This is a genomic window from Modicisalibacter ilicicola DSM 19980, assembly GCF_900128925.1.
In the GTDB taxonomy this organism is placed as follows: Bacteria; Pseudomonadota; Gammaproteobacteria; order Pseudomonadales; family Halomonadaceae; genus Modicisalibacter; species Modicisalibacter ilicicola.
Map to the genome: position 1 here is coordinate 78,151 of NZ_FQUJ01000004.1, position 15,574 is coordinate 93,724.

The 15,574-nt window shown below is 62.2% G+C and carries 16 protein-coding genes; 15 read left to right on the forward strand and 1 reads right to left on the reverse strand.

All coding sequences use genetic code 11. From position 1 onward, the window contains the following. Nucleotides 1–37: 37 nt before the first annotated feature. From BUA41_RS04940 to BUA41_RS05005, 14 genes are all read left to right on the forward strand, one after another. A complete protein-coding gene (locus BUA41_RS04940) occupies nt 38–961 on the forward strand; it encodes a ParB/RepB/Spo0J family partition protein (RefSeq protein WP_072820333.1) in 924 nt (307 codons plus the stop codon). 196 nt (nt 962–1,157) lie between these two features. Further along, the gene (locus tag BUA41_RS04945; RefSeq protein WP_072820336.1) at nt 1,158–1,556 is read left to right on the forward strand and encodes a F0F1 ATP synthase subunit I; all 399 of its coding nucleotides are present in this window, start codon (nt 1,158–1,160) and stop codon (nt 1,554–1,556) included. Nucleotides 1,557–1,571: 15 nt separating this feature from the next. Further along, nucleotides 1,572–2,396, forward strand: a complete 825-nt coding sequence (atpB, locus tag BUA41_RS04950; protein ID WP_072820338.1) for a F0F1 ATP synthase subunit A — start codon at nt 1,572–1,574, stop codon at nt 2,394–2,396. Nucleotides 2,397–2,469: 73 nt separating this feature from the next. Further along, nucleotides 2,470–2,697: a F0F1 ATP synthase subunit C gene (atpE, locus tag BUA41_RS04955; RefSeq protein WP_072820340.1), complete on the forward strand. Its 228-nt coding sequence runs from the start codon at nt 2,470–2,472 to the stop codon at nt 2,695–2,697. 75 nt (nt 2,698–2,772) lie between these two features. Next, entirely contained in the window at nt 2,773–3,243 is a 471-nt protein-coding gene (locus BUA41_RS04960) for a F0F1 ATP synthase subunit B (protein WP_072820342.1), read from the forward strand. A gap of 11 nt (nt 3,244–3,254) precedes the next feature. Beyond that, a complete protein-coding gene (locus BUA41_RS04965) occupies nt 3,255–3,794 on the forward strand; it encodes a F0F1 ATP synthase subunit delta (RefSeq protein ID WP_072820345.1) in 540 nt (179 codons plus the stop codon). A gap of 16 nt (nt 3,795–3,810) precedes the next feature. Continuing rightward, on the forward strand, nt 3,811–5,355 hold the full coding sequence (gene atpA / locus BUA41_RS04970; protein ID WP_072820347.1) for a F0F1 ATP synthase subunit alpha: 1,545 nt from the start codon (nt 3,811–3,813) through the stop codon (nt 5,353–5,355). 63 nt (nt 5,356–5,418) lie between these two features. Continuing rightward, complete coding sequence (gene atpG / locus BUA41_RS04975) at nt 5,419–6,297, forward strand: F0F1 ATP synthase subunit gamma (RefSeq protein ID WP_072820349.1); 879 nt, start codon at nt 5,419–5,421, stop codon at nt 6,295–6,297. Between the two features lie 48 nt (nt 6,298–6,345). Further along, complete coding sequence (atpD, locus tag BUA41_RS04980; protein WP_072820351.1) at nt 6,346–7,722, forward strand: F0F1 ATP synthase subunit beta; 1,377 nt, start codon at nt 6,346–6,348, stop codon at nt 7,720–7,722. Nucleotides 7,723–7,748: 26 nt separating this feature from the next. After that, the gene (locus BUA41_RS04985; RefSeq protein WP_072820353.1) at nt 7,749–8,177 is read left to right on the forward strand and encodes a F0F1 ATP synthase subunit epsilon; all 429 of its coding nucleotides are present in this window, start codon (nt 7,749–7,751) and stop codon (nt 8,175–8,177) included. Nucleotides 8,178–8,438: 261 nt separating this feature from the next. Next, nucleotides 8,439–9,812, forward strand: coding sequence for a bifunctional UDP-N-acetylglucosamine diphosphorylase/glucosamine-1-phosphate N-acetyltransferase GlmU (gene glmU / locus BUA41_RS04990; protein ID WP_072820355.1), 1,374 nt, complete (start codon nt 8,439–8,441; stop codon nt 9,810–9,812). A 13-nt stretch (nt 9,813–9,825) separates the two neighbouring features. Further along, entirely contained in the window at nt 9,826–11,661 is a 1,836-nt protein-coding gene (glmS, locus tag BUA41_RS04995) for a glutamine--fructose-6-phosphate transaminase (isomerizing) (RefSeq protein WP_072820357.1), read from the forward strand. 18 nt (nt 11,662–11,679) lie between these two features. Continuing rightward, entirely contained in the window at nt 11,680–12,537 is an 858-nt protein-coding gene (locus BUA41_RS05000) for a DUF72 domain-containing protein (protein ID WP_072820359.1), read from the forward strand. Nucleotides 12,538–12,695: 158 nt separating this feature from the next. Further along, nucleotides 12,696–14,036: a sodium-dependent transporter gene (locus BUA41_RS05005; protein WP_072820797.1), complete on the forward strand. Its 1,341-nt coding sequence runs from the start codon at nt 12,696–12,698 to the stop codon at nt 14,034–14,036. Nucleotides 14,037–14,133: 97 nt separating this feature from the next. Here BUA41_RS05005 and BUA41_RS05010 read toward each other — a convergent pair whose 3' ends face one another. After that, nucleotides 14,134–14,331: a PA3496 family putative envelope integrity protein gene (locus BUA41_RS05010; protein WP_072820361.1), complete on the reverse strand. Its 198-nt coding sequence runs from the start codon at nt 14,329–14,331 to the stop codon at nt 14,134–14,136. A 181-nt stretch (nt 14,332–14,512) separates the two neighbouring features. On the opposite strand from BUA41_RS05010, the gene hexR reads away from it, so the two are divergent. Then, nucleotides 14,513–15,367 carry a transcriptional regulator HexR gene (gene hexR, locus BUA41_RS05015; RefSeq protein ID WP_072820363.1) on the forward strand — a complete coding sequence of 285 codons (855 nt, stop codon included), beginning with the start codon at nt 14,513–14,515 and terminating at the stop codon, nt 15,365–15,367. The last annotated feature ends 207 nt before the right edge of the window (nt 15,368–15,574 follow it).

Sequence of the window (15,574 nt, forward strand, 5' to 3'; positions counted from 1 at the left end):
AGGGCAGTCGATCGTGCATAGTTTCTGAGGAACGCCCATGACCCGTAAACGTGCCCTGGGCCGCGGCCTGGATGCCCTGATTGGTGCCAATGCCCGTCGCCGCGAACTGCTGGAGGTCGACGGCCAGATCGATACGCCGCTGAGCGTCGAGGAAGCCCTCGATGCCCCCGACTCGACCGAACCGAGCGAACGCCTGATGCGTCTGCCCCTGGGGCAGCTTTCCCGGGGCAAGTACCAGCCCCGTCGCGAGATCCAGCCCGAGGCGCTCGAGGAACTGACCGATTCGATCCGCGCCCAGGGGGTCATGCAGCCCATCGTGGTGCGCCCGATCGGTGAGGAGCGTTACGAGATCGTGGCCGGGGAGCGGCGCTGGCGGGCGGCCCAGCTCGCCGAACTCGACGTCATTCCCGCCGTGGTGCGGGATGTCAGCGATCAGACCGCCCTGGCGCTGGCACTGATCGAGAACATCCAGCGGGAAAACCTCAACCCGGTCGAGGAGGCGATGGCGCTCAAGCGTCTGCTCGACGAGTTCGAGCTGACCCAGCAGCAGGTTGCCGACGCGGTGGGCAAGTCACGCACCCAGGTCACCAACCTGTTGCGGTTGCTGGCCCTCGACCCGGAGGTGCAGACCCTGCTCGAACGCGGCGACCTGGACATGGGGCATGCTCGCGCCCTACTCGTGCTGACGGCCGCCAAGCAGCGCAAGGCAGCCCACGAGGTGGTCAACAAGGAGCTCACGGTGCGCCAGACCGAGGCGCTGGTCAAGCAGCTCCAGGAAGGCAGGCCGGCGACAAAGCCGGAGCCCCAGCCTTCCTCCGATGTGGCGCGTCTGGAAAATCAGCTCGGCGAGTTGCTGGGTGCGCCGGTACGTATCCAGCATGGGCGGAGCGGCAAGGGGCGGGTGACCATCCGCTATGGCAGTCTCGACGAACTCGACGGTATCCTGGCCCACATCCGCTAGACGGCGGCCCCGGGTTTTGTTTAGCAGCGTAATGTTTTTCCTGAAGATCGTTGCTCTTTGGTCGTAAGCTCTCAAGAGATCGCGCAATTTCGCGCCTGGTTCGGTTGAAGGCTTGGCGGGGCTTCCCTATAATCCGCCGAGGCTTGGTGCTGGAGGCCTTCCGGGCGAACATCACCCGGGGGCAAGAGACGAGAAAATGCGCAATCCAGAACCGGCTCAGCTCAAGCGACCTCGATTCACGCACCTGCTCATGGTTCAGTCGGGCATCGTGCTGGTCGTCGCGCTGGTGAGCGCACTCATGGGTGGGGAGTCGGCGGCACTCTCGGCGCTGCTTGGTGGCCTGGTGTGCCTGTTGCCCAACGCCTACTTTGCCTGGCGCGTCTTCCGTTTTCAGGGAGCGCGATTCGCCAGGGACATCGTCAAGAGTTTCTATCGTGCCGAGGCCGGCAAGTTCGGTTTGACGGCTGCACTGTTCACGCTGGTGTTCGTGGCAGTGCCCCCTTCAAACCCCGCTTTCTTCTTTGGCGCTTACGTGGCGACGCTGTCTGCCCAATGGCTGGGGCCTTGGCTACTGCGCAGACCGTCGCACACCTGATATCGAGGCAGTGCAATGGCAGGCAACAATCCGACTTCCACGGAGTACATCCAGCACCACCTGCAGAACCTCACCTTCGGTCACCATCCCGAAAATGGCTGGTCGATTGCCCATTCTGCTACCGAAGCCGCCGAGATGGGATTCTGGGCCATTCATCTCGATACCATGGGCTGGTCCTTGGCCATGGGGGTTCTATTCATCTGGCTTTTCCGCAAGGTCGGCAAGATGGCTACCACCGGGGTACCGGGCAAGCTACAGAATGCCATCGAGATGGTCTTCGAATTCGTCGAAGGTACCGTGCGGGATGCTTTCCATGCCAAGAATCGTTTGATCGCACCGATTGCCCTGACCCTGTTCGTCTGGATCTTCCTGATGAACACGCTCAAACTGCTCCCGGTGGATCTGTTACCCGGTCTATTTGCCCAGCTGGGCGTCGACTACATGAAGATAGTGCCCACCACCGATCCCAATGCCACTCTGGGAATGGCGCTCGGTGTGTTCTTCCTGATCATCTTCTACAGCCTCAAGGTCAAGGGGGTCGGGGGCTTCGCCAAGGAGTTGTCTCTGACGCCGTTCAACCACTGGTTGCTGATTCCCTTCAATCTGGTGATGGAAATCATCAGTCTGCTGGTCAAGCCGCTCAGCCTTGGGCTGCGTCTTTTTGGCAACATGTTCGCCGGCGAGGTGATCTTCATTTTGATCGCACTGCTGCCGTTCTGGATATCCTGGACCCTGAACGTACCCTGGGCCATCTTCCATATTCTTGTCATTACTCTCCAGGCGTTCATCTTCACCGTCCTGACGGTGGTCTATCTGAATGCCGCGCATGAGCATCACTGAATCACGCAGTATCCAATGACGTCATACCTACTAACCCCTTGCACGTTAATATCAACTCGATAGGAGCCTCACCATGGAACTCGTCTACATTGCTGCTTCCCTCATGATCGGCCTCGGCGCTCTGGGTACCGGCATCGGCTTTGCCCTGCTAGGCGGCAAGCTGCTCGAAACCACTGCGCGTCAGCCGGAGTTGAGCTCTCAACTGCAGACCAAGACCTTCCTGATGGCAGGTCTGCTGGACGCTGTGCCGATGATCGGCGTCGGTATTGCAATGTACCTGATCTTCGTCGTCGCCGGTTAACAATTGGCATACCGAGCGTACCGCGCTCGGTTTGCTTGTTTCCGGTCGCCACGAATCTGTCAGAGGTACGTCCCTGTGAATATCAACTTGACGCTAATCGGGCAAATGATCGCTTTCGCGATATTTGTCTGGTTCTGCACCAAATATGTGTGGCCGCCGATCAGCAATGCGCTCCACGTGCGTCAGAAGAAGATCGCCGACGGCCTGGATGCCGCCAGTCGTGCCAACCGTGACCTCGAACTGGCCCAGGAAAAGGCCAACGAGACGTTGCGTGAAAGCAAGGAACAGGCAGCGGAAATTCTTGAGCAAGCCCACAAGCGGTCGAACCAGATGGTCGAGGAGGCGCGCGACAACGCCCGCCAGGAGGGCGAACGCATGATTGCCAACGCCCGTTCCGAGATCGATCAGGAAATCAACCGCGCGAAGGAAGAGTTGCGTGCGCAAGTGGCACGACTCGCCATCGAAGGGGCCGAACGCATCCTGGAATCCTCCATCGACGAGAAAAAACATCGCGAGCTCGTCGACAAGCTCGCCACCGAGCTCTGAGGAGGTGACCCATGGCTGAAACGTCTACCGTTGCCCGACCTTATGCCAAGGCGACATTCGAACTGGCCCTGGCCAAGAAGAAGCTCGCGACCTGGTCCGACATGCTGAAACTGGCGGCACAAGTAGCTGCCAACGAGGACATGCAGTCCAGCATCCTGGGGAATCCTCGACTTTCCGACAAGGAAAAGGCCGATGCGATCATTGATGTCTGCGGCAAGGCACTGGACGAAGAGGGGCGCAATCTCGTGCGTACCCTCGCGCAAAGAAATCGTCTGATGGCGCTACCGGACATCGCCGAGCAATTCGAGCTGCTCAAGGCCCAGCAGGAGAAGCGCATGGACGTGACCATCGTTTCTGCCTTTCCGCTGGACGACAAGCAGGAAGACAAGCTCGCGAGTGCTCTGGCCAAGCGCCTGAACCAAGAAATCTCCATTACCACTCAGGTGGACAGCGCCCTGCTGGGCGGCGTCATCCTGCGTGCCGGCGACACCGTCATCGACGGTTCGGTACGCGGTCGACTGGCCCGTCTGCGCGATGCGCTCTCCGTCTGAGCCTGAGGGACACGGCATGCAGCAACTGAATCCTTCCGAGATCAGCGACATCATCAAGCAGCGTATCGAGAAGCTGGATGTCGCTTCCGAAGCCCGCAATCAGGGCACCATCGTCAGCGTATCCGACGGCATCGTGCAGGTTCACGGTCTGGCGGATGCGATGTTCGGTGAAATGATCGAGTTTCCCAACAGCATCTTCGGCATGGTGCTCAACCTGGAGCGCGACAGTGTAGGTGCCGTGGTGCTCGGCGACTACCAGCTGCTCGAGGAGGGCATGACGGCCCAGTGTACCGGGCGCATCCTCGAGGTGCCGGTGGGTCCCGAGCTGGTCGGTCGCGTGGTCGACGCCCTGGGCAACCCCATCGACGGCAAGGGCGAGATCAACGCCAAGATGACCGACGCGGTGGAAAAGGTCGCGCCAGGCGTCATCACCCGCCAGTCCGTCGACCAGCCGATCCAGACCGGTCTCAAGTCCATCGACTCCATGGTGCCGATCGGTCGCGGCCAGCGCGAGCTGATCATCGGCGACCGCCAGATCGGCAAGTCGGCCATCGCTATCGATGCGATCATCAACCAGAAGGGCAAGGGCGTCACCTGCATCTACGTGGCGGTGGGTCAGAAGCAGTCGACCATTGCCAGCGTGGTGCGCAAGCTCGAAGAGCACGGCGCCATGGAACATACCATCGTCGTCGCCGCCGGTGCCGCCGACCCGGCTGCCATGCAGTTCCTGGCCCCTTATGCCGGCTGCACCATGGGCGAGTACTATCGCGATCGCGGCGAAGATGCCCTGATCGTCTACGACGACCTGACCAAGCAAGCCTGGGCCTATCGCCAGATATCCCTGCTGCTCAAGCGTCCCCCGGGCCGTGAAGCCTACCCCGGCGACGTCTTCTATCTGCACTCGCGTCTGCTCGAGCGCTCCGCCCGAGTCAATGCCGACTATGTGGAGAAGTTCACCGAGGGCAAGGTCAAAGGCCAGACCGGTTCGCTGACCGCGCTGCCGATGATCGAGACCCAGGGTGGCGATGTCTCGGCGTTCGTGCCGACCAACGTGATCTCGATCACCGACGGACAGATCTTCCTCGAGACCAGCATGTTCAACTCGGGGATTCGTCCGGCCATCAATGCCGGCCTGTCGGTATCTCGCGTCGGGGGTTCGGCCCAGACCAAGATCATCAAGAAGCTGGGGGGCGGCGTGCGTCTGGCCCTGGCCCAGTATCGCGAGCTGGCGGCCTTCTCCCAGTTCGCCTCTGACCTGGACGAAGCGACCCGCAAGCAGCTCGAGCACGGCCAGCGGGTCACCGAGCTGATGAAGCAGAAGCAGTATTCGCCGATGTCGGTGGCGGAGATGTCGCTGTCGCTGTTCGCGGCCAACGAAGGCTTCCTGGATGACATCGACGTCAACAAGGTCCTCGATTTCGAGGCGGCGCTGCATGACTACATGAAGGCCGAGCATGGTGAGCTGCTCGACAAGATCAACCAGTCCGGCGACTACAACGACGAGATCAAGGATGGTCTCAAGTCTGGCGTCGAGAAATTCAAGGCTACTCAGACCTGGTAATCCTCCTGGCCCGGATACCCGGGCCAGCGATTTCTCTGAGAGTCACGAATGAGGTAGATCGCGATGGCAGCGGCAAAAGAGATTCGCACCCAGATCGGGAGCATCAAGAATACCCAGAAGATCACCAGCGCCATGGAAATGGTCGCGGCATCGAAGATGCGCAAGGCCCAGGAGCGGATGGCGGCAAGCCAGCCCTACGCCAAGCAGATTCGTCACGTCGTGGGGCATATCGCCAAGGCGAACCCGGAGTATCGCCACGACTACATGATCGATCGCGAGGTCAAGCGGGTCGGGTACATCGTCGTATCGAGCGATCGCGGCCTGGCCGGCGGCTTGAACGTCAACCTGTTCAAGACGGTGATCAGGGAAGCGCGCCAGTGGCGTGACAAGGGCGTCGAGGTCAACTTCGTGGCCATCGGCAGCAAGGCCGGCACCTTCTTCCGCAACTACGGCGGCAACCTCATGGCGGCCAAGAGCGGCATAGGCGAGGCACCGGAGACCAAGGATCTGATCGGCAGCGTCAAGGTGATGCTGGATGCCTATGACGAAGGCGAGCTGGATCGCCTGTACGTGGTGTACAACGAATTCGTCAACACCATGACCCAGAAGCCGATCGCCCGCCAACTGGTCCCCCTGGTTGCTGTGAATGACGACGCCGACGACGAGGAACAGACCCGTTCCACCAGCTGGGACTACCTGTATGAGCCGGATGCCAAGGAGCTGCTGGACAAGCTGCTGGTGCGTTATATCGAGTCCCAGGTCTACCAGGCGGTAGTGGAGAATGCGGCCTGCGAGCAGGCGGCGCGGATGATCGCGATGAAGAACGCGACGGACAACGCCGGCAATCTGATCGACGATCTGCAACTGGTGTACAACAAGGCTCGTCAGGCAGCCATTACCCAGGAAATCTCCGAGATCGTGAGCGGGGCCGCCGCGGTATAGCGCGCCGGTGAACCAGGCTTCATTTGCAGGTATTTAAGAGGAACCAAGATGAGCGGACGTATCGTACAAATCATCGGCGCGGTGATTGACGTAGAGTTTCCGCGGGACGAAGTGCCCAAGGTCTACGACGCGCTGAAGGTCTCGGAAGCCGGGACCATTCTCGAAGTCCAGCAGCAGCTGGGCGACGGCGTGGTGCGGGCCATCGCCATGGGCTCCACCGAAGGCCTGAAGCGAGACTTCGAGGTGGAGAACAGCGGTGCCGCGATTTCCGTGCCGGTGGGCAAGGAAACCCTGGGCCGGATCATGAACGTGCTCGGCGAGCCCATCGACGAGGCGGGCGAGATCGGCGAGCAGGAGCGCATGCCGATCCACCGCAAGGCGCCGAGCTACGCCGATCAGGCGGCCTCCAACGAGCTGCTGGAAACCGGCATCAAGGTCATCGATCTGGTCTGCCCGTTCGCCAAGGGCGGCAAGGTCGGGCTGTTCGGCGGGGCGGGTGTCGGCAAGACCGTCAACATGATGGAGCTGATTCGCAACATCGCCACGGAGCACAGCGGTTATTCGGTGTTCGCCGGGGTCGGTGAACGGACCCGCGAGGGCAATGACTTCTACTATGAAATGCAGGAGTCCAACGTTCTCGACAAGGTGTCGCTGGTCTATGGCCAGATGAACGAGCCGCCGGGCAACCGCCTGCGCGTGGCATTGACCGGCCTGACCGTGGCGGAGAAGTTCCGTGACGATGGACGTGACGTACTGCTGTTCATCGACAACATCTACCGTTACACCCTGGCGGGCACCGAGGTCTCGGCACTGCTTGGCCGCATGCCCTCGGCGGTGGGTTATCAGCCGACCCTGGCCGAGGAGATGGGGGTGCTTCAGGAACGCATCACCTCGACCAAGACCGGCTCGATCACTTCCGTCCAGGCGGTCTACGTGCCGGCGGACGACTTGACCGACCCGTCGCCGGCGACCACCTTCGCCCACCTGGACGCCACCGTGGTACTGGCACGCTCCATCGCCGAACTGGGGATCTATCCGGCCATCGACCCGCTGGATTCCACCTCGCGTCAGCTCGATCCGCTGATCGTCGGCGATGATCATTACAATACCGCCCGCGGCGTGCAGAATGTGCTGCAGCGCTACAAGGAACTCAAGGACATCATCGCGATCCTGGGGATGGACGAACTGTCCGACGAGGACAAGATGTCCGTGAACCGGGCGCGCAAGATCCAGCGCTTCCTGTCCCAGCCGTTCTTCGTCGCCGAGGTGTTCACCGGCTCCCCGGGCAAGTACGTATCGCTCAAGGATACCATCCGCGGTTTCCAGGGGATTCTCGACGGCGAATACGATGAATTGCCGGAACAGGCCTTCTACATGGTTGGCACCATCGACGAAGCCGTCGAGAAAGCCAAGAACATGAAGTGAAGCCCTCCACGTTAGAGGACTAAGGTATGGCGAACAGCTTCCAATGCGAGATCGTCAGTGCTGAACAATCCATCTTCTCCGGCGAGATCAACCAGCTCGTCGCAGCGGGCAAGATGGGGGACCTGGGGATCCTCCCGGGTCACGCACCGCTGATGACCGAGTTGCAACCGGGTCCGTTGCGGGTGATGCGCGAGGGCGGCGAGGAAGAACTCTACTACGTCACCGGCGGGTTTCTCGAGGTACAGCCGAGGTTGGTGTCGGTACTGGCCGATACCGCCACGCGGGCCCACGATCTCGATGAAGTCGCGGCGGAAGAGGCGCGCAAGGAAGCCCTGCGCTCGATCAACGAGCAGCACTCGGAGATGGATTATTCCCGAGCGGCGGCGGAGTTGGCCGAGGCGGTCGCCCAGTTGCGTACCCTCGAGCAATTGCGAAAGAAAAGCGGCCGCGGCTAGCTCGAGGCCGCTTTTCAACGCTATCGCGAATACCCCGGAGAGCTTGGGTTCTCCGGGGTACTTTTTTGTAATGCCTCACCATTCAGGCTGTTAAGCACGAGCCCCGAGTCGAGGCATACCCCCGAATCGGCATGGCTGAGCGAAGAGTGGTGCAAGCAGACGACCTGGGACAGGCATTGGTCTATCTGGTATAGATACGTTGGTACCCCGCTTCGTTGGGCTTTAGAATGATTCGATTTTCAGCACGAACAAGGGACAGGGATGACACTTGATGTAGTGATCCTGGCGGCGGGGCAGGGAACCCGCATGCGCTCGGAAAGACCCAAGGTATTGCATGGCCTGGCCGGCAAGCCGATGGTGCGTCACGTGATCGACACCGCCACGGGGCTCGGCGCGGATCGTCTCCATGTGGTGATCGGCCACGGGGGGGAACAGGTACGCGAGAGTCTTGCCGATTGCACGGTGCAGTTCGCGGTGCAGAGCGAACAGAAGGGCACCGGTCATGCCGTCGTCCAGGCCCTCGAGGGGTTGGGCGAGGGCAAGGTGCTGGTACTCTATGGCGACGTGCCGCTGATTCGGCGTGACACCCTGGCCTCTCTGCTCGAACAGGTCGACGAGCGGCGCATGGGGCTCCTGACCGTCACGCTGGCCGATCCCACGGGGTATGGACGCATCAAGCGCGACCCCGAAGGGCGCGCCGTGGCGATCGTCGAGCACAAGGATGCCTCCGAGGACGAACGCGCGATCACCGAGTGCAATACGGGCATCATGGCGATGACCGCCGATCAACTGCGGCGCTGGCTGCCCCGGCTCTCCGCCGACAATGCCCAGGGCGAATACTACCTCACCGACGTGATCGCCATGGCGGCCGCCGAGGGCACCGTTATTGCCACTGCCCAGCCAGCGACGCCCGTGGAGGTGGAGGGCGTCAACAACCGGCTGCAACTGGCGCGTCTCGAACGCGCCTACCAGCTCGCCCAGGCCGAGCAGCTGATGAACGATGGCGTGGCGCTGGCGGATCCGGCGCGGCTGGACGTGCGTGGTCGCCTTCGCTGCGGGCGAGACGTCGAGATCGATGTCGGCTGCATGTTCGAGGGCGATGTCGAATTGAACGATGGCGTTCGGGTCGGTCCTTACTGCGTGATTCGCGACAGCCGGATCGGCCCCGGCAGCGTGATCGAGGCGCACAGCGTGATCGATGGGGCGACCCTCGAGGGCGAGAGCCAGATCGGCCCCTTTGCGCGTCTGCGCCCCGGCACCCGCCTGGCGCGACGGGCCAAGGTCGGCAATTTTGTCGAGACCAAGAATGCCAGCCTCGGCGAGGGTGCCAAGATCAACCATCTCAGCTACGTGGGCGACGCCCGCCTGGGCCGGGAGGTCAATGTCGGGGCCGGGACCATCACCTGCAACTACGACGGCGCCAACAAGCATCTCACCGAGATTGGCGATCGTGCCTTCATCGGTTCCAACACGGCCCTGGTGGCGCCGGTCAAGGTGGGAGAGGGCGCCACCGTCGGCGCCGGTTCCACCATCAACAAGGATGTCGATGCGGGGGCACTGGCGGTGGCTCGTGGACGCCAGATCAGCCGGCAGGGCTGGCCGCGCCCCGTGAAAACCCCCGGAAAGGAACAGTGAGGAGTCAAGCACCATGTGTGGAATCGTCGGCGCGGTAGCCAAGCGCAATGTGCAGGGCATACTGCTGGAAGGGTTGAAGCGACTGGAATATCGCGGCTACGACTCTGCCGGCATGGCGATACTGTCCGATGAGGGACGGCTCAATCGCCAGCGCGCCGCCGGCAAGGTGGCGATGCTCGAGGAGCGCCTGGAGGCGTCACCTCTTGCCGGCCACGTCGGGATTGCGCATACCCGCTGGGCGACCCATGGAAGGCCCAGCGAGCACAACGCCCACCCGCACCAGTCCGGGGAAAGCCTGGCAGTGGTGCACAACGGCATCATCGAGAATCACGAGACGCTCAGAGACGAGCTGGAAGGCCAGGGTTACGTGTTCACCTCGGAGACCGACACCGAGGTGGTCGCGCACCTGCTGGCCCGGGAGTTCACCCTTTCCCAGGATCTGCCGACGGCGGTTCGCAACGCCGTGGCGCTGCTGGAAGGCGCCTATGCCCTGGCCGTGGTTCACAAGGCCCAGCCCGACATGATCGTCGGTGCCCGCAAGGGTAGCCCGCTGGTGGTCGGCGTGGGTGTCGAGGAAGCCTTCCTCGCCTCGGACCCCTTGGCGCTGCTGCAGGTCACCGATCGCTTCATGTACCTGCAGGAGGGTGACGTGGTGTGCCTGGCCCCGGGGGGCGACATCGTCGTGCATGACACCGCCGGCGAGCACCAGAAACGCCCGGTCCAGACCTTCGAGCATGGCGACGGTGCCGCCTCCAAGGAGGGTTATCGCCATTTCATGCTCAAGGAGATCTACGAACAGCCCCAGGTGATCGCCGCCACCCTGGAAGGCCGTCTCTCCGATCGCCATGTCCTGGTCAACAGCTTCGGTACCGAGGCAGAGCCCCTGTTCGGCCAGGTCAGGCAGATCCATGTCATCGCCTGCGGGACCAGCTACCATGCCGGCATGGTGGCGCGCTACTGGCTCGAGAAGTACGCCGGCGTCCCGACCCAGGTCGAAGTTGCCTCGGAGTACCGCTATCGCGAGGTGGTGGTGCCCGACGGCACCCTGTTCGTCACCCTGTCCCAGTCCGGCGAGACCGCCGATACCCTGGCGGCCCTGCGTTTCGCCAAGGAGCGCGGCTACGTCGGCAGCCTGGCGATCTGCAACGTGCCGGGCAGTTCGCTGGTGCGGGAATCCGACCTGACCCTGATGACCCAGGCCGGCCCCGAGATCGGCGTGGCGTCGACCAAGGCCTTCACCACCCAGCTGGTCGCCCTGATGCTGCTGACCCTGAGCCTGGGGCGGGTGCGCGGCATGGACGAGGCCGACGAGACGCGGATCGTCCAGTCCCTGCGCGCGTTGCCGCGGCTGATCGGTCAGGTGCTGGCCCTGGACGGGGATATCGAGAGGCTCTCCACCGAGTTTGCCGAGAAGCACCACGCGCTGTTCCTGGGACGTGGCGCGCATTTTCCCATCGCCCTCGAAGGGGCGCTCAAGCTCAAGGAGATTTCCTACATCCACGCCGAGGCCTATCCGGCCGGCGAACTCAAGCATGGTCCCCTGGCGCTGGTCGACAGCGAGATGCCGGTGATCTCCGTAGCCCCCAACGACGAATTGCTCGACAAGCTCAAGTCCAATCTCCAGGAAGTCCGGGCGCGGGGCGGCGAGCTGTTCGTCTTCGCCGACGAGCAGGCCAACCTCAAGGAGAGCGAGGGCGTTCGGGTCCTGCGCCTGCCCCATGTCGACGATGCCCTGGCGCCGATCCTGTACACCCTGCCGCTGCAGCTACTCTCCTACCACGTGGCGGTGCTCAAGGGCACGGATGTCGACCAGCCGCGCAACCTGGCCAAGTCGGTCACCGTCGAGTGATCGTCGAGTAAGCCCACGATGGGGACTTTTCACCTTGGCCTGCCGATGTGGGCCAACGGCGACTGGCGTGGCGGGCTCTATGCCCGCCACACGCCATCCGAGGCCTTTCTCGGAGAGTATGCCCGGGTGTTTTCCGCCGTCGAGGGCAACACCACCTTCTATAGCGGCGCCCCGCGGGAAGAGATCGTGCTGGCCTGGGCCCGGCAGGTACCGAGCGACTTACGCTTCTGCTTCAAGCTGCCCGCCCGCTTGACTCACGACAAGCGGTTGATCGGCATCGCCGATGAATTCGACGATTTCATCGCTCGCCTCGCTCCGTTGCAAAATCGCCTGGGGCCGCTGATGGTCCAGTTACCCCGGGATTTCGGTCACGACGAGTTGGCCGGTCTGGCTGCGCTTCTCGAACGCTGGCCCAGCAAGATCCCCTGCGCGGTCGAGGGGCGCGCCAGTGAATTTTTCCACAAGGGGGACGCCGAACGACAACTCAACCGCTTGTTGATAACTCACGGCGTGGCTCGCGTCATGCTCGATGTCAGGCCGCTCTTCTCCACACCGGCAGGGGGTGACCCCAGGCTGCTCAAGGCCCAGGCCGAAAAACCCAAACGCCCGCTACACGTGCTCTCCACGGCAGATACCCCGATCGTTCGGTTTATCGGACATCTTGACAAGACGATAAATGAACGCTACTTCGCTGCCTGGTGTGAACGGCTTTCCCTGTGGATAAATCAGGGGAAAACCCCTTTCCTGTTTGTGCACACACCGGACAATCGCCAGGCACCGCAATTGGCAAGGCGCTTCCATTCAAGGCTCTCGAGTGTGCAAGCACTTCCTCCGCTTGCCGACTTCCCCGGCGAGCGTCAGGCATCACTTTTCTGAGGGACAAAAGCAGGGGGGCCAGGCTTCCAGGCTGGTCATCGGCCTCGTCATCGGATAGTTTTGTCGTGAACTCATGTCCGCGTGGTGGCTCCGCGCGGCAACAACAAGACAAGCGTCGCCTCCACGAGTCGATGGCGACCAGCTATAACAGGTACAACATGGCAAAAATATCCCACGCGCAATGGTCTTCGAAGCTGACCTTCATCCTGGCCGCGACCGGGTCCGCGGTCGGACTGGGCAACATCTGGAAATTCCCCTACATGGTGGGCGAGAGCGGTGGCGCCGCCTTCGTCCTCGTCTATCTGATCTGCATCGCCCTGGTGGGGCTGCCCATCCTGGTGGCGGAGTGGCTGCTGGGGCGTCGCGGTCAGAAGAACCCCATCAACACCATGGCCGACCTGGCCAAGCAGGAAGGGCGCAGCAAGGGCTGGGTGCTGCTGGGCATCAGTGGCGTGCTCGGAGCGTTCGTCATCCTGTCGTTCTACAGCGTGATCGGCGGCTGGTCGCTCTCCTATACGCTGGGTTCCGTCACCGGTGATTTCTCGGGTCAGGATGCGGACGGCATCGGGGCGCTGTTCAACGGACTGCTGGCCAGCCCGGGCACGCTGCTGCTGTGGCATTCGCTATTCATGATACTGGTCATCGGCATCGTCGCCCGGGGGGTGACCGCGGGGCTCGAGGGAGCGGTGCGTACCCTGATGCCCGCCCTGGGCATCATACTGGTGGTGCTGGTGGGCTACGGCCTCTTCTCTGGCTACTTCGGAGAAGCGATAAGCTTCATGTTCAACCCGGATTGGAGCAAGCTGGGTGGTGACGTGGTGCTGGCCGCCATGGGGCAGGCATTCTTCACCCTGTCGCTGGGGATGGGCATCATGATGGCTTACGGTTCCTACCTCGGGGAGGATGTCGACCTGCTCGGTACCGCGCGCACGGTGATCATCCTGGACACGCTGTTTGCCCTGATCGCGGGCCTGGCGATCTTCCCCATCGTGTTTGCCAACGGTCTCGATCCGAGTTCCGGCCCGGGCCTGATCTTCGTCACCCTGCCCCTGGCCTTCGGCAACATGACCGGAGGCGTGGTCATCGGACTGCTGTTCTTCCTGCTGCTGACCTTCGCCGCCCTGACGTCGGCGATTTCGCTGCTCGAGCCGGTCGTCGAAACCGTCGAGGAACGCACGCCGTTGTCCCGGGTGGGAGCGACCCTGGTGGCCGGGGCGGCAACCTGGGCCCTGGGCATCGCGGCACTGCTCTCCTTCAATGCCTGGTCCGAGGTCAGCCTCCTGGGGCTGAGCATCTTCGACTTCCTGGATACCCTGACCAGCAAGTACCTGCTGCCCCTGACCGGCTTGCTGGCGGTGGTCTTCGTCGGCTGGTTCCTGGATGGCGACAAGGTACGCCGAGAGCTGGGCCTGGGGGATACCGGCAGCAAGCTGTGGAATCTGACCACCCGCTTCATCGCACCCATCGGTGTGGTGGTGGTGTTCGTCAGCAGCCTTTGACATAGTAGCCAAAGGCCAGAGAAAGCGTTGCCATGGGCCCCGGCTGGTCGGGGCCCATCGATGAAAGGTGCCGCGTGGTCAGCGCAGCGGCGTACGACTACTGCAGGGTATCGTCGTAGTCGCCGATATCGCGCTCCAGGCGTTTTTCCTCGTTGTGGATCTCGATACCGCGACGGGCTCGCAGGTAGCGAACCGCGGCATGCTTCTTGCGCGCTTCGTGCTCGGCGACTTCCATGGACATGAAGATGTCGAGAAGTTCACGCTGAATCGAGGACAGTTGTTCGGTATTACGCATTAGCGACGCTCCTTGCCATCAAAAGTCAATAGTTGTCGACGCGTCGTATCTGACTATAACTCAGGTATCATGGCAGTGGCGTTAAATACGATTTCTCAAGTAATGCCCATTTCAAGTGAGTTTTCTTCATACAAGAGTCGCCTGAGTCGTGCTAGGGCGACGAGGGTCCGGGAGTGAATGCGTGAGCCATGCCCTGTTCGATGAAATGCGACGCCGCATGGAGCATTTTCGGCGCTCCGAGCAGAAGGTGGCGCGCTTCGTGCTGCGCAACCCTGACGAAGTCATCCACATGCGCATCGTCGATCTGGCCACCGAGGCCAAGGTCAGTGAACCCACCGTAGTCCGCTTCTGTCGAGCGCTCGGCTGCAACGGCTTCCAGGACTTCAAGCTCCGGCTCGCCCAGATGCTGGCGACCGGCAGCCAGTTCGCGCAGTTCTCGATGAACGACAGCGACAGCGTGGCCGAGTTCTCCCACAGCATCTTCGACTCGACCATCGGCACGCTGCTCTCGGTGCGTGATCGGCTCGACAACGATGCCCTGGGCCGTGCGATCAACGCGCTGGCCATGGCCAATCGTGTCGAGTTCTACGGTTTTGGTGCCTCCGGCGCGGTGGCCTTCGATGCCCAGCACAAGTTCTTCCGACTGCAGATCTCCACATCGGCCTATTCCGATCCGCACATGCAGAACATGTCGGCGGCGACCCTCAAGGAAGGCGACGTGGTGGTGGCCATCTCCCAGACCGGGCGTACCCGCGCCCTGGTGGCCAGCGTGCGCATGGCCCGGGAATCCGGCGCCACGGTGATCGGCCTGTGCCCCGGGGGATCGCCCCTGGCCGACGAGGTGACGCTGCCGCTGCACATCGACGTGCACGAGGATACCGAGATCTACACCCCGATGAGTTCGCGGGTCGCCCACCTGGTGCTGATCGACGTGCTGGCGGTGGGTGTGGCCAAGACCCGTGGGCCCAAGCTGGCCGAGCAGTTGAAGGCGGTGAAGCGGAGCCTGAATCCGCTGCGCTTCCCCGAGTCCGAGTAGAACTGGCTGCACTCGGCAAGGCAGTGTTAAAAACCGACGAGATTTGCTCATTTACTATAGTAAACTCCGCTCTCTCGTCGGTTTTTGCCTCGCCTTGCCTTCGTTCGCTCAGTTCTTAAAGTTTATCTTCCGAAAAGCGGCATCATCTCTGCCGGCAATGGGAGATATGCTAAGCTGAGCCTCCATTTTCGACGCCGACAGCCGCTT

Coding starts and splice junctions, on each gene's coding strand:
- atpA (WP_072820347.1), top strand. CDS start 3,811: ATGCAGCAACTGAATCCTTCCGAGATCAGCGACATCATCAAGCAGCGT.
- glmS (WP_072820357.1), top strand. CDS start 9,826: ATGTGTGGAATCGTCGGCGCGGTAGCCAAGCGCAATGTGCAGGGCATA.
- BUA41_RS05000 (WP_072820359.1), top strand. CDS start 11,680: ATGGGGACTTTTCACCTTGGCCTGCCGATGTGGGCCAACGGCGACTGG.
- BUA41_RS04985 (WP_072820353.1), top strand. CDS start 7,749: ATGGCGAACAGCTTCCAATGCGAGATCGTCAGTGCTGAACAATCCATC.
- BUA41_RS04965 (WP_072820345.1), top strand. CDS start 3,255: ATGGCTGAAACGTCTACCGTTGCCCGACCTTATGCCAAGGCGACATTC.
- BUA41_RS04945 (WP_072820336.1), top strand. CDS start 1,158: ATGCGCAATCCAGAACCGGCTCAGCTCAAGCGACCTCGATTCACGCAC.
- BUA41_RS04940 (WP_072820333.1), top strand. CDS start 38: ATGACCCGTAAACGTGCCCTGGGCCGCGGCCTGGATGCCCTGATTGGT.
- BUA41_RS05005 (WP_072820797.1), top strand. CDS start 12,696: ATGGCAAAAATATCCCACGCGCAATGGTCTTCGAAGCTGACCTTCATC.
- BUA41_RS05010 (WP_072820361.1), bottom strand. CDS start 14,331: ATGCGTAATACCGAACAACTGTCCTCGATTCAGCGTGAACTTCTCGAC.
- glmU (WP_072820355.1), top strand. CDS start 8,439: ATGACACTTGATGTAGTGATCCTGGCGGCGGGGCAGGGAACCCGCATG.
- atpE (WP_072820340.1), top strand. CDS start 2,470: ATGGAACTCGTCTACATTGCTGCTTCCCTCATGATCGGCCTCGGCGCT.
- atpG (WP_072820349.1), top strand. CDS start 5,419: ATGGCAGCGGCAAAAGAGATTCGCACCCAGATCGGGAGCATCAAGAAT.
- atpB (WP_072820338.1), top strand. CDS start 1,572: ATGGCAGGCAACAATCCGACTTCCACGGAGTACATCCAGCACCACCTG.
- atpD (WP_072820351.1), top strand. CDS start 6,346: ATGAGCGGACGTATCGTACAAATCATCGGCGCGGTGATTGACGTAGAG.